The sequence below is a fragment of the Pseudomonas sp. RW409 genome, assembly GCF_003184125.1.
GTDB classification, from domain to species: Bacteria; Pseudomonadota; Gammaproteobacteria; order Pseudomonadales; family Pseudomonadaceae; genus Aquipseudomonas; species Aquipseudomonas chlororaphis_I.
In genome coordinates, this window is the sequence record NZ_QHHP01000041.1 from 752,383 (window position 1) to 765,393 (window position 13,011).

At 61.3% G+C, this 13,011-nt stretch carries 14 protein-coding genes; 8 read left to right on the forward strand and 6 right to left on the reverse strand.

Annotation, left to right across the window (positions count from 1 at the left end; translation table 11 throughout):
• Positions 1 to 63: 63 nt before the first annotated feature.
• Together DK261_RS23915 and DK261_RS23920 are read right to left on the reverse strand one after the other, a co-directional pair.
• Positions 64 to 798: an SDR family oxidoreductase gene (locus tag DK261_RS23915; RefSeq protein ID WP_038632082.1), complete on the reverse strand. Its 735-nt coding sequence runs from the start codon at positions 796 to 798 to the stop codon at positions 64 to 66.
• 182 nt (positions 799 to 980) lie between these two features.
• Positions 981 to 1,925: an AraC family transcriptional regulator gene (locus DK261_RS23920; protein WP_038636564.1), complete on the reverse strand. Its 945-nt coding sequence runs from the start codon at positions 1,923 to 1,925 to the stop codon at positions 981 to 983.
• 297 nt (positions 1,926 to 2,222) lie between these two features.
• Here DK261_RS23920 and DK261_RS23925 point away from each other — a divergent pair, with 297 nt between their 5' ends.
• The 8 genes from DK261_RS23925 to DK261_RS23960 all read left to right on the forward strand — a co-directional run bounded on the left by DK261_RS23925 (position 2,223) and on the right by DK261_RS23960 (position 11,765).
• Positions 2,223 to 2,987 (forward strand): SDR family NAD(P)-dependent oxidoreductase, encoded by a 765-nt coding sequence (locus DK261_RS23925; protein ID WP_038632080.1) that lies wholly within the window; start codon positions 2,223 to 2,225, stop codon positions 2,985 to 2,987.
• 177 nt (positions 2,988 to 3,164) lie between these two features.
• Positions 3,165 to 3,455 (forward strand): hypothetical protein, encoded by a 291-nt coding sequence (locus DK261_RS23930; RefSeq protein WP_080710531.1) that lies wholly within the window; start codon positions 3,165 to 3,167, stop codon positions 3,453 to 3,455.
• Positions 3,456 to 3,478: 23 nt separating this feature from the next.
• Positions 3,479 to 3,736, forward strand: a complete 258-nt coding sequence (locus DK261_RS23935) for an Atu4866 domain-containing protein (protein ID WP_031286649.1) — start codon at positions 3,479 to 3,481, stop codon at positions 3,734 to 3,736.
• A gap of 82 nt (positions 3,737 to 3,818) precedes the next feature.
• Positions 3,819 to 4,736 carry an AraC family transcriptional regulator gene (locus tag DK261_RS23940; protein WP_038636559.1) on the forward strand — a complete coding sequence of 306 codons (918 nt, stop codon included), beginning with the start codon at positions 3,819 to 3,821 and terminating at the stop codon, positions 4,734 to 4,736.
• A gap of 248 nt (positions 4,737 to 4,984) precedes the next feature.
• Entirely contained in the window at positions 4,985 to 6,145 is a 1,161-nt protein-coding gene (locus DK261_RS23945) for an IS30 family transposase (RefSeq protein WP_053275419.1), read from the forward strand.
• 141 nt (positions 6,146 to 6,286) lie between these two features.
• On the forward strand, positions 6,287 to 7,531 hold the full coding sequence (locus DK261_RS23950; RefSeq protein WP_038632077.1) for an exonuclease SbcCD subunit D C-terminal domain-containing protein: 1,245 nt from the start codon (positions 6,287 to 6,289) through the stop codon (positions 7,529 to 7,531).
• Positions 7,528 to 11,169: an AAA family ATPase gene (locus DK261_RS23955; RefSeq protein WP_103330970.1), complete on the forward strand. Its 3,642-nt coding sequence runs from the start codon at positions 7,528 to 7,530 to the stop codon at positions 11,167 to 11,169. Before DK261_RS23950 ends, DK261_RS23955 begins: the two co-directional genes overlap by 4 nt.
• The gene (locus DK261_RS23960; RefSeq protein ID WP_038632073.1) at positions 11,166 to 11,765 is read left to right on the forward strand and encodes a glutathione S-transferase; all 600 of its coding nucleotides are present in this window, start codon (positions 11,166 to 11,168) and stop codon (positions 11,763 to 11,765) included. The genes DK261_RS23955 and DK261_RS23960 overlap by 4 nt, the downstream gene beginning before the upstream one ends.
• 143 nt (positions 11,766 to 11,908) lie before the next feature.
• Here DK261_RS23960 and DK261_RS23965 read toward each other — a convergent pair whose 3' ends face one another.
• From DK261_RS23965 to DK261_RS23975, 4 genes are all read right to left on the reverse strand, one after another.
• Complete coding sequence (locus DK261_RS23965) at positions 11,909 to 12,166, reverse strand: hypothetical protein (RefSeq protein WP_110176617.1); 258 nt, start codon at positions 12,164 to 12,166, stop codon at positions 11,909 to 11,911.
• Positions 12,163 to 12,369 carry a hypothetical protein gene (locus DK261_RS23970; protein WP_009048729.1) on the reverse strand — a complete coding sequence of 69 codons (207 nt, stop codon included), beginning with the start codon at positions 12,367 to 12,369 and terminating at the stop codon, positions 12,163 to 12,165. The genes DK261_RS23965 and DK261_RS23970 overlap by 4 nt, the downstream gene beginning before the upstream one ends.
• A gap of 115 nt (positions 12,370 to 12,484) precedes the next feature.
• Positions 12,485 to 12,610, reverse strand: a complete 126-nt coding sequence (locus tag DK261_RS33660; RefSeq protein WP_256587583.1) for a hypothetical protein — start codon at positions 12,608 to 12,610, stop codon at positions 12,485 to 12,487.
• Between the two features lie 212 nt (positions 12,611 to 12,822).
• On the reverse strand, positions 12,823 to 13,002 hold the full coding sequence (locus DK261_RS23975; RefSeq protein WP_007923220.1) for a hypothetical protein: 180 nt from the start codon (positions 13,000 to 13,002) through the stop codon (positions 12,823 to 12,825).
• Positions 13,003 to 13,011 lie beyond the last annotated feature (9 nt).

Below are 13,011 nucleotides of genomic sequence, written 5' to 3' on the forward strand. Positions count from 1 at the left end.
ACAAAAGCAGCCGTTCATGAACAACTGCCTCGGAACCAAAGCACGCCTTCCACTCAAGACTGCTCAGTGTGGGCTGGCAGTCGGACGAACCACAATCTCACTTACATCAACATCGTCGGGCTGTTCGATGGCATAGGCGAGCGCTCGTGCAATAGCGTCTGCGTTGAGCGCCACACGACGGAAGGCTTTCATTTCCTCTCGCGCCACCTCATCGGAAATCGTATCGGCCAGTTCAGATTCGACGACACCCGGGCACACCACGGTGACCCGGATCTTGTCCGTTTCCTGCCGCAGGCCATCTGAGATTGCCCTGACTGCGAATTTTGTCGCGCAGTACACCGCGGCTGTCGGAGAGACCGCAAGGCCGCCGATCGACGAAATATTGATGACTTGACCGGACCCTTGCGCCTCCATGCCCGGCAAGACGGCGGCAATACCGTGCAGCACCCCGCGAACGTTGACATCGAGCATCTGGTTCCACTCGTTGACCTTTAACGAGGCCAAGGGAGACAGGGGCATCACGCCCGCGTTGTTGATGATCACATCAACTTTGCCATGTTGCGCCTTGGCGAACGCCACGAACGCATGCATGGACTCCAGATCCGTAACGTCCAGTGCGCAGGCACTTGCCGAGCCACCTTCGGCCTGGATCTCGCTCACAAGTTTTTCCAGACGCTCGGTACGGCGGGCACCGAGTACCACACGGGCACCTTTGGCGGCGATCAGCCTGGCCGCCGCTTCGCCAATACCACTGCTTGCCCCGGTAATCAGTACGACTTTGTTTTTGATGTTCGACATATCCGTAGCTCCTGCTGTATGCATTGAAGTTTCAGCTCCAACCGCTGATAACGCGGATGTTGCTGCGGGGTACGTCGGAAAGGTTAAGGGCACTGGCCTGGTCGACGCGTGCCAAAACCTGCGCACCTTTTGCCTATTCGTGTCTGTGTGCATCACCCGCAAAACCTGTCACGGAAAGACACTCATGCACCTCGGAACTTACTGGGCGTTACGCCCACCTCGCGACGAAACACCTGAGAGAAGTGACTGGGGCTTGAGTAGCCGACCTCCAGCCCGACGTCGATGACGCTACGCCGGGTCTCGAGCAACAGCTGCCGCGCGCGAACTATGCGCAAGCGGATAAAGTACTGGGAGGGCGACAGTCCCGTCGCACGCTTGAACATGCGGCTGAAGTGGTACTCACTCAGCTCGGCAAGCCTGGCCAGCCTCGCCAAGCTGAACTCAGCGCCTAGATGCTCACTCATGGCGTCAGTCACTTTGCGCAGCTTGTACGCTTGCAAGGCGTTGACCCGACGCCCAGGCTGGATATCGGCGAGATAGCTGCGCACCAGATGTACGGCCAGCGCCTGTGCCAGAGAACGGACGAAAAGGGAGCTGGGCGAGCGCTCTACAACCAGTTCGGTGCGCAACTGCTCCATGACAGACGCGACGCGCCCGTCCCGTGCCCCTGAAACATCGCGCAAACGCACTGGCCCGGCGTGCTCACCCAACAGCTCCCGTGACGCTTGCTCGATCAGCGGTAACCCCAGATAAAGGTGCATGACTTCGAAGGTGTCACCCCCGTGAGTCTGCCACCGCATTTCATACGGCTCATCAGAACTGGTGAGAAAAAAATCGCCGGCGCTGACCTCTGCCGCTTCCCACTCCCCACCCAGTACGCGCTCCTCCACCCTCGCCGCCCCCGCCAGAACCAGGACGACCAGCGGTTCCACCACCGCAGGCACGAGAATGGGCTCAATGACGCTGCGATGGGTAAACAGCTGAATCACAATGTCCTTGATTTCCGGGCACTGCGGTAAAGCCTGCGGCTCGCCTGGCAGGTATTCACGCATCGACTCCCCGGTGATGCGCAAGCCTGGCGAGAATGTCGACATCTGTTCGAGGGACGTTAACCCGGTATTCGCCATGAACATGTCCTTTTCATACTCGACTGTGCAAAGTCAGACAGGCTTCAACCACTCTCCAGGCGCTTGCCCGACCTCTGCGCGATGAGACCGGATCGATGATATCGAGCTTTTCCCGCTCGTTGAACCGAGCGCCGAACCTTCCTCACTTAACATTCGGCGCAAAATCCCGACAGCCTGGGCAAGCCCACGAAAGCCGACTTCGCCTCGCTGCGAGACAGTAGGCCCGTCGCCGATGACAGCGCCTTGCAGGTGCCGACACGGCTCACCCCCTACTCGATCACAACGCTGGAGAAAATCATGACCGATATCAAGAACAGCATGCCAAACGAAGTGGCAGGTAAAGTCGCCTTGGTCACTGGCGCGGCCAGTGGCATCGGCAAGGCAATCGCACTGTTGCTGCACGCCCGCGGCGCCAAGGTCATCGCCGAAGATATAAACCCTGAGGTGGAGGCGCTGGCCTGCCCCGGCCTGGTACCACTGGTGGCCGACATCACTCAGGACGGTGCCGCCGAGCGTGCGGTCGCATTGGCCGTCGAGCAATTCGGTCGGCTGGACATCCTGGTCAATAACGCCGGCATCATCATCAACAAACTGGTCATCGACATGACCCGCGAAGATTGGGAGCGCATTCAGGCGGTCAATGCTACAGCGGCATTTCTGCATAGCCGGGAAGCGGTCAAAGCGATGATGCCAAATAAATCCGGCTCGATCGTCAACATCGCGTCCTATGCCTCCTACTTCGCCTTCCCCACTATTTCCGCCTACACCGCCTCCAAAGGTGCGCTTGCCCAACTGACGCGAACCCTTGCGCTTGAGGTCATCGCCCACGGCATCCGCGTCAATGCTGTCGGTGTTGGGGATGTGGTGACCAACATCCTCAACAATGTGGTCGACGATGGCCCTGCTTTTCTCGCCAAACATGGCGAAGCCGCGCCGATCGGCCGCGCCGCACGGCCGGAAGAAATTGCTGAAGTGGTCGCGTTCATCGCCTCGGATCGTGCCAGCTTCCTGGTCGGTTCGGTGGTCATGGCAGACGGAGGCATGACCGTCACGGCCGGGTGAGCCTCCGCTGGAAGGCGCCGCCGGGCATTCTCGGCAAGCCCGAGAGGATCAGGCAAATCTGCGACAGTTTCGACCTAACCCCCCTCCGCTCGGCTACGTAATCTGAAAACACGCAACAGATGCAGAAACAGGCCATGGCAGGCCATTCAGCTGAACAACATCGATGAGGACTGAACAATGAAAAACGCAAACCGGCTTTCCATTTCACTGGCTATGAGCGCGATCGTTGCTTGCGCGGTCAATCTCTCCTCCACCAGCCTTTACCTGGCCGCAGACGGGGCCGACCGAACTCCCGGCATGCGGGTGACTGAAGGTGGCAGTGACCGCACACCCGGGTTCAGGGTTGCCGAGGGTGGCTCGGACCACACTCCCGGCATGCGCGTAAGTGAGGGCGGCAGTGACCGCACACCGGGTTTTCGCGTTGCCGAAGACGGCTCAAGCCAAACTGCCCTGGGTCGTATCGGCTAAGCATGCAATCGAGGAGAAGCCCTATGAAAAATGCTAAACGAGCCACTCCCGATCATCGTTACGCAGGTATGTGGGTAACCGCTGATGGATTCATCCGTCACGAGCTTCTGGCAACTGGGCGTTACGACGAGGCCCGTGGTAAAAATAAGAGCGCCTATCAAGGCCGCTACGAAATAGTGGGTGACTACATCCAGTACTGGGACGATAGCGGCTTCACCGCCGATGGGCACTTTCATGACGATGTGCTGTATCACGCCGGCATGATCCTCTATCGGCAATGAGCAATTTGATGATGTCGGGTGAATATGGTCTGCCTGGACAGCCACCAGGCAGATGCTCATGAATACGTGTGAGAGCCTTGAAATGGAACAGAGCGATGCTTTCATCCTTCAGAACACAGCCATATACCGTGACGAACTGGTTCGCTTACTGACGCAACGGTTTACGACACCCGGGATCTATGAGACCGCCATAGCGCCCCTGCATGTCATTCGTTTTGACGCCCCCTCGGAGCTTATCCATACCGTCCACAAGCCGGCACTTTGCCTGATCGTGCAAGGACAAAAAGAAATCGGCGTGGGTGACGACCATTATCTGTACGACCCGCTCAGTTACCTGGTGGTATCGGTGACACTTCCAGTTTCCGGTCGCGTGCTGATGGCCAGCCCGGAGGCGCCTTACCTGTGTATCCGTCTTGATTTCGAGGCCACGGAAATTGCCCAGGTCATTGCCGATGCTCCCCCGACGGGCGTCCCGGACGAACCGGAGCGTGGCCTTTTCCTTGAGAAAGTCGATGTTCCCCTGCTGGAAACAATGCTTAGGCTGGTACGTCTGCTGGAGACGCCGAAGGACATCGGCATGCTGGCTCCGCTCGCCCTGCGGGAGTTGTATTACCGCCTCCTGCGAGGCGTGCACGGTAGCCGCCTGTATGAGCTTGCCCTCGGTGATTCACAAATGCGGCGGGTGACGCGGGCAATCGATTGGTTGAACAACCATTACACCCACCCCTTGCGCATCGAAGAACTTGCACGGGTAGCCAATTTGGGCAGTTCTACTTTGCATCACCACTTCAAGGCAGTGACCGCGATGAGTCCGCTGCAGTATCAGAAACAACTTCGTCTGCAGGAAGCCCGCCGACTGATACTCGGCGAAGGGCTGGATGTGGCGAGTGCATGTTATCGAGTGGGCTACGAAAGCCCATCGCAATTCAGCCGAGAGTACAGTCGCCAGTTCGGGTGTCCGCCATCCAGAGATACCAGTCGAGTTCGTCGCCCTGCATGAAAGGCTACTGGACGGTCTACGGCTGATGCGGTTCTACTCGTATCCTCAGGGCTGAGTAGCTGTTGCCCTGGAACCCAATTCACCGAATAGCCCACTTTCACTAATGGCAGTATTTGGCCGATTGCTGCCGGTCCCGAATGGCAGTAAATGGCCGATAGCAGCCCGCGACGAATGACTACATCGAGTTGTGGATTCAACCGGTCGATGCAACACAACTAAATTCTGTGTAAGCAGAAGGAGTGTTGCAGATGAAGCAGAGACCTCGGATCTATTACACCGAAAGCCAGAAGAAACTGATGTGGGATCACTGGCAGAAAGGCGACTCTCTCCAGCAGATCGCCCAACTATTTGATCGAAACCACTCATCGGTACAGCGCATCCTGGCGGAAACAGGGGGTATTAGACCCGCTGTACGGCGCAGGTCCAGATTGGCCCTGACGTTGGCTGAACGCGAAGAGATTTCGCGGGCAGTGGTGGCAGGTAACTCGATCCGTTCCATAGCCGCGCTGCTAGGGCGAGCAGCCTCTACGATCAGTCGTGAGATCAGACGCAACGGTGGCCAAGGAGGCTACCGGGCTAATCGAGCTGATCAGGCGGCCTGGGATCGCGCCCATCGACCCAAGGTCTGCAAGCTTGTTGAGAACCGAGCGGTGGCGCAAATTGTTGCAGACAAGCTTCAATTGCAGTGGTCACCGGAACAAATTGCCGGCTGGCTGAAGCGCACCTACCCGGATGATACGAGCTATCAGGTGTCACACGAGACGATCTATCGCACCCTCTTCATACAGGCTCGCGGGGCCCTGAAGAAGGAGTTGCTTGAGCATTTACGGCGCACGAGAGCCATGCGTCGCTCGCGACATCACACGCAGAAGAAAGAAAATCACGGCCGAATCACAGACGCGGTATCCATCCGCGAACGCCCGGCCACGGCTAAGGATCGGGCGGTGCCTGGTCACTGGGAAGGTGACCTGCTGTGCGGCAGCAGGAACAGCCAGATCGCCACTCTTGTTGAGCGAAATACCCGCTACGTGATGCTGGTGAAGTTGGCCGGTAAGGATACCGAGACGGTCATCAGCGCCCTGATCGAAAACGCCCGCGAACTCCCCGAGGAACTCTACCAATCGCTGACGTGGGATCGCGGCAAAGAGATGGCTGACCATAAGCGTTTTACGGTGGCGACCGACATCAAGGTCTACTTCTGCGACCCCCATCGTCCCTGGCAACGGGGATCGAATGAGAACACCAACGGGTTGTTAAGGCAGTACTTCCCGAAAGGGACCGACCTGGCGGAGCACTCGCAAGCCACGCTCAATGAAGTGGCAAGGCAGTTGAACAGTCGTCCTCGGAAAACACTAAACTACGAAACGCCCGCTGAACGATTTAGCCAATCTGTTGCATCGACCGGTTGAATCCACAGTCAAAAGCAGCCTCTTCTACAGCTTCCATCTACACATCCAACCAAGCCCCACACCCGATTTACCATTAAACTCTCCCCCCTCACGCCGCTCTCCTCTTCCCTGCGGCTCACCTGATTGTTTGCGGAGTTTGCCTTGCGTCTGTTTCACACCTCCGACTGGCACCTGGGGCAGAACCTCCATGGCCAGGAACGCGATTTCGAGCATGCTTGCTTTCTTGAATGGCTGTTGCGCCAGCTGGCGCTGCACAGCCCTGACGTACTGCTGATCGCTGGCGATATCTTTGACACGGTCAATCCGCCGGTCAAAGCCCAGGAGCGGCTGTACGACTTTATTGTCAGTGCCCATGAACAGCAGCCCGGCCTGACCATTGTGATGATCGCCGGCAACCATGACTCCGGTTCGCGCATCGAGTTGCCGGCGCCCTTGATGCGGCGTCTGCGCACCCATGCCCTGGGCCGGGTGCTGTGGCTGGACGACGGGCAACTGGACAGCGAGCGTCTGTTGCTGCCGTTGCCCGATGCCAGCGGCGCGATTGCCGGTTGGTGCCTGGCGCTGCCGTTCCTGCGGCCGGCGGAAGTCACCGGCCCGCACCTGGGCGACGATTACCTGCGCGGTATCGGCCAGGTGCATGAGTGGCTGATCGCCGCGGCCAACGCCAAACGTCAGCCAGGCCAGGCGCTGGTCGCCATCAGTCACGCGCACATGGCCGGCGGTTCGGTGTCGGAAGACTCCGAGCGCAGCCTGATCATCGGCAATGCCGAGGCCCTGCCCGCCAGTCTGTTCGGCCCGAGCATCAGCTACGTGGCCCTGGGGCATCTGCACAAGCCGCAGAAGGTCAACGGCGAGGAACGCATCCGCTACAGCGGCTCGCCGATTCCGCTGTCGTTCTCGGAGATCGACTACCAGCACCAGATCCTCGATATCCAGCTCGACGGCGAAACCCTGGTCAGCGTCGAGCCGCGGCTGATCCCGCGGGCGGTCAACCTGCAACGCCTGGGCCCGGCGCCACTGGCGGAGATCCTGCTGCAACTGGAAGAACTGCCGGACATCGACCTGTTGGCCGAAGAGCAGCGCCAGCCCTGGCTGGAAGTACGGGTGCGCCTGGACGAGCCGCAACCAGACCTGCGCCAGCAAGTGGAAAGCGCCCTGCAGGGCAAGGCCGTGCGCCTGGTGCGGATTGCCGCCGAATACGCCGGCAATGGTGGACGCGAGGGCGACGACGGCGCCGCGCAACTGGTGGAGCTGGACCAGCTCAGCCCGCAGGACCTGTTCAGCCGCGCCTGGCTGGACAGCTACGGCAGCGAGGTGGACGAACAGACCCTCAAGGACTTCGCGCAACTGCTCCAGGAAGTGCAGCACGAGGAGGAGCAGCCATGAAGATTCTTGCCATCCGCCTGAAGAACCTGGCCTCCCTGGCCGGCCCCTTTGAAATCGACTTCAGCGCCGAACCCCTGGCCAGCGCCGGGCTGTTCGCCATCACCGGGCCCACTGGCGCCGGCAAGAGCACCCTGCTCGATGCGCTGTGCCTGGCGCTGTTCGGCGCGGTGCCGCGGCTGAACAATATCGGCCGCGAAACCAAGGTGCCGGAGGTGGACAGCGAAATGCTCACCAGCGACCCGCGCACCCTGCTGCGCCGTGGCACCGGCAGCGGTTACGCCGAGGTCGACTTCGTCGGCATCGACGGCCATCGCTACCGCGCCCGCTGGGAAACCAACCGCGCCCGGGACAAGGCCAACGGCAAGCTGCAGGCCAGCAAGCAGAGCCTGCACGACCTGGACAGCAATCAACTGCTGGCCAGCCAGAAGCGCGACTACGAGCAGTTGATCGAAGCCAAGCTGGGGCTCAACTTCGAGCAGTTCACCCGCGCGGTGATGCTGGCCCAGAGCGAGTTCAGCGCCTTCCTCAAGGCCGACGACAAGGAACGCAGCGAGCTGCTGGAAAAGCTCACCAACACCTCGATCTACAGCCAGCTCGGGCGGCGCGCCTACAGCAAGAGCAAGGAAGCCGAGGAACAGCACAAGACCCTCAAGGCCCAGGCCAGCGGCATCACCCCGCTGGAGCCCGAGGCCCGCGCCGAGCTGGACCAGCGCTTCGACGCCGCCCAGCAGCAGCTCAAGGCCCAGCAGGCGCAGCTCAAGCAACTGGAGCTGCAACACGCCTGGCTCAAGGAACTGCAGCAGCTGCAGGACCAGCAGCGGAGCGCCGCCGAGCAACTGCAACAGGCGCAAACGACCTGGGAAGGCCTGGGCAGCGAGCGGACCAGGCTGACCCGCCTGGAACAGCTGGCGCCGCAACGCCATCAGTTCGCCCGGCAGGTGGAACTGAACCAGCAACTGACGCCGCTGCGCGAGCAGATCCGGCAACAGCGCCAGCAACAAGGCGCAGAGCAAAAACGCCAGGGCGAACTGGAGCAACAACTGAGCACGGCCCAGGCCGCGTTGCTCGCCGCCCAGGAACAGCAAAGCGCCGGCGCCCCGCTGCTGCGCGAGGCCTTTGCCGAGCAAAGCACCCTCGCCCACCTGGGCAAGACCTGCGGCGAAGCCGGCGAGCTCAAGGACAAACTGCAACAGGCCAGCGAACAAGGCCAGCAGGCGACCCAGGCCATGCTCGAACAGCAGCGCCTGGTGGGCGAACGCCTGCAGCGGATTGCCGAACAGCTGGAACACAGCACCCATCTGGCGCCGCTGAGCGATGCTTGGAATGCCTACCGCGATCGCCTGCAACAGCTGATGCTGGCTGGCAACCGGCTGAACAAGGGCCAGGAAGAACTGCCCGGCCTGCAACAACGGGCCGCCAGCGCGGCGCAGCAGTTGGCCGCACAACGCGATGAGCTGCAAGTGCTGTACAGCGAGGCCGGCGCCGAGCCCCATGCGGTGGCCGAACAGTTGCAGATCCTCAGCGACCTGCTGCAGGACAACCGCAAGCAACAGCGCGCCTTCGAAGAACTGGCGCGGCTGTGGGCCAGCCAGCAGGAACTGGACAAGCGCGGCGCGGAACTGGCGGACAAGCTGCAGACCGCCGCACGCCAGCGCGAAGAACTGAACCGGATCGGCTTGCAGAGCAAGGCCGAACTGACGATCGCCGAACAGACCCTGACGGTGACCCAGCAACTGCTGGAACGCCAGCGCCTGGCGCGTAGCGCCAGTGTCGAAGAGCTGCGCGAGCAGTTGCAGGACGACCAGCCCTGCCCGGTCTGCGGCAGCCACGAGCACCCCTACCATCAGCCCGAGGCGCTGTTGCAGAGCCTGGGTCGCCACGACGAAAGCGAAGAAGCCAACGCGCGCAAGGCGGTGGATGAACTCAAGGAAAAGCTCGCCGAACTGCGCAGCCAGGTCGGCGGCCTGATCGCCCAGCAAAAGGAATTCCTCCAGCAACAGGAGCAACTGGCAAGCCAGCAGCAGGCCCTGGCGCCGAGTATCGAAGCCCATCCGCTGTCGGCGGCGCTGCTCGACCAGGACGCCGGCAAGCGCGACGCCTGGCTGAACCAGCAACTGAGCCAGCTGAACCAAAGCATCCAGCAGGACGAACAGCGCCAAGGCGCCCTGCTGAAACTGCAAAAGGATGCCGGGCGCCTGCAACAGCAACTGCAAGCGGCGGTCGAGGCCAGCCAGGAAGCCACGCAACAGCTGACCCAGCAGCAACAGCAGCTGGGCGCGGATCGCCAGCGCCTGGAGGAAGAGCTGTCGGCCTTCGCCACCCTGCTGCCGGCCGATACCCTCGAAGCCCTGCGCAGCGACCCGGCCGCGACCTTTATGCAGATCGACCAGCAGGTCATGCAGCGCCTGGAACAGCTCGACCAGCAGAAGGAAGAACAGCAGGAACAACAACAGCGCCAGCTGGCCCTGGACAAGGAACAGGACCGCCAGCAGACCCGCGTGCAGCAACTGCAAGCCGCCCAGGAGCAGTTCAATACCCTGGCCGAGCAACAGCAGGCCGCCCGCAACAAGCTCGCGCAACTGCTGGGCGAACACGCCAGTGCCGAGCAGTGGCAGCAGCATCTGGAACAGGCCGTGGAACAGGCGCGCGCCGCCGATGTGCAGGCCAACCAGCAGTTGCAGGAGGTCCGCAGCCTGCTGGTGCAACTGGGCGCGGAACTGCAAGGCAAGGAGGAACGCCTGCTGGCCCTGGAAGCCGAACAGCAGGCGCTGGGCAGCAAGATCGCCGACTGGCGCCAGCAGCACCCGGAGCTGGACGACGGCGGCCTGGAACAGTTGCTCAGCCTCGACGACCAGCAGGTCGCCGCGTTGCGCCAACAACTGCAAGAGCGCGAAAAGGCGGTGGAACAGGCCAAGGTCCTGGTCACCGAACGCGAGCAACGCCTGCACAGCCATCAGGCCCAGCACGACGGCCAGCTCGACGCCGAACAACTGGCCAGCGCCCTGAGTGAACTGCACAGCCAGCTGGCCGCCAGCGAACAGCTGAGCGCCGAACTGCGCGCCCAGCAGACCGAGGACCAGCGCCGGCAAGACGCCAACCAGGCGCTGGGCGAGCAGATCGCCCAGGCCTACGCCGAATGGCAACGCTGGGCGCGGCTCAATGCCTTGATCGGCTCGGCCAGCGGCGACACCTTCCGCAAGATCGCCCAGGCCTACAACCTCGATCTGCTGGTGCATCACGCCAACGCGCAACTGCGCCAGCTGGTGCGGCGCTATCGCCTCAAGCGCGGCGGCAGCATGCTCGGCCTGCTGGTGATGGACACGGAAATGGGCGATGAGCTGCGCTCGGTGCACTCCCTGTCCGGCGGCGAGACCTTCCTGGTGTCCCTGGCGCTGGCCCTGGGCCTGGCGTCCATGGCCTCCAGCACGCTGAAGATCGAGTCGCTGTTTATCGACGAAGGCTTCGGCAGCCTCGATCCGGAATCCCTGCAACTGGCGATGGACGCCCTCGACGGCTTGCAGGCCCAGGGCCGCAAGGTGGCGGTGATTTCCCATGTGCAGGAAATGCACGAGCGGATTCCGGTGCAGATCCAGGTACGGCGCCAAGGCAATGGCCTGAGCACCCTGGAGGTGAAATGAATACTTTGTATTCGTTCCGCCGCTGCCCCTACGCCATGCGCGCCCGCCTCGCGCTGCGCTACAGCGGAGTGCCGCTGGAGATAGTCGAGGTCAACCTCAAGGCCAAGCCGGCCGAGATGCTGGCGCTGTCGCCCAAGGGCACGGTGCCGGTGCTCAACGCTGACGGACGGGTGATCGACGAAAGCCTGGACATCATGCGCTGGGCCCTGGCCCAGCACGATCCGCAGGATTGGCTGCTGAAGGACGATGGGCCGGCGCAGCAACGGATCGAGGCGCTGATCGCGGAAAACGACCAAGTGTTCAAGCTGCACCTCAATCGCTACAAATACGCCGAGCGTTACCCCGAACAGCCGATGGAGCATTACCGCAGTCAGGGGGAAGTATTTCTACGGCAGCTGGATGAACTGTTGAGCCAGCACGATTACCTGCTGGCAGATCACCCGAGCCTGGCGGACATGGCCCTGGCGCCTTTCGTGCGGCAGTTCGCCCATGTCGATCGCGAGTGGTTTGCGCAGACGCCTTACCGGCATTTGCAGCGCTGGTTGCAGCGGTTCCTGGAGTCGGAGCTGTTTGTCGCGGTCATGGCCAAGGCCTGAGCCTGACACCTGTTATGTAGGAGCGAAGCTTGCTCGCGATAAATCCGCAACGATAACGCGATGCGATGGATAGAGCGCTGCTGCGCAGCGATCGCGAGCAATCGAGCGTCGACCGGCAGCTCCTACAGAAGACTGTGTTGCGTTCAACTCAGCACACTGCACATCTGCAACGCCGAGCAATCGACGCTGAACGGGCCGAAGAACGCGGCCCTGGGTTTGGCTGGCGGGTTGCCGGCCAGCAGGCCCTGGGCCTTGGCGGTTTCAATGTTGTGGGCGATGTTGTGATTGCATTCGATGGCCCGGGCCAGCGAGCCCGCCGAGCCCTGCCCGATCCCCAGCAAGAAAGCGCCATTGGTCATGAACGCCAGGACGGCAATGACCCAGAACCTGCGTCCTTTCATAGCAGCGCCACTCCCGCATCAGGAACCTGTTCGGCGGCTTGCGCGCGGTGTTCGAACTGGATGGCCGGGTAAGCGACCTGGATCGGCGGTTGCACCGTCGACGGGGTCTGGGCCGAGAGGCTGACCAGGAGGACCATGGCCAGGTACAGGCCAATGGCGACATAGGCGCCGCGCTTGGCAGAGGTGAGGATCGAGTGGGCCATGGTGGTCTCCGTGGGCATGTTTCAGTGCCCACAGAATCCGTTAAAAACGCCCGACGCAGAAACAACCTCGGTGCATAGTCACCATCAGTTGGATTGATCGTTGGTCCGCGGCCAATCAATCCTCAAGCAGGGTCAGCATTCGCTCGCGGGAGGTTTCCGGCTCGCCTTCAATGGGCTGGGCAGCCGAGAGAATCGGGGTGGAATAGAGGAACAGAAGAACCACTGCCAGACGCATCGCCATGCTGTCGATCCTTGGAAAGGAGGAGTCAATTAATTAGCGTCAAATTTAAACATATGGCGATATGACATTACCAAGCTAATTTGCCTGGCATGGGGGAAAACGTCGCATACAGGTAATGCAGGAGCGACATCACTGCTGATCCACCGGATGAACGAGTCCATTCAGGGAAGCCAGTGACTTCGCTCCTGCATACCTGGGCGGTGCGGGGAATTTCAGTGTTGGATCTTGTGATCCAGCGCGGCGTAGAAGTTGGCGCTCTGTTGCAGGTATTTCTGGGTGTAGGTGTTGGTCGCGGATTTTTTCTCGCTGATTTCCACGTTGGCGCTGGCTGGCAGGGCCACGGTAGCGGAGATGGCGGAAGCGGCGATCACGGAGAAGAGATTGAAGTTCATTGGGTAACC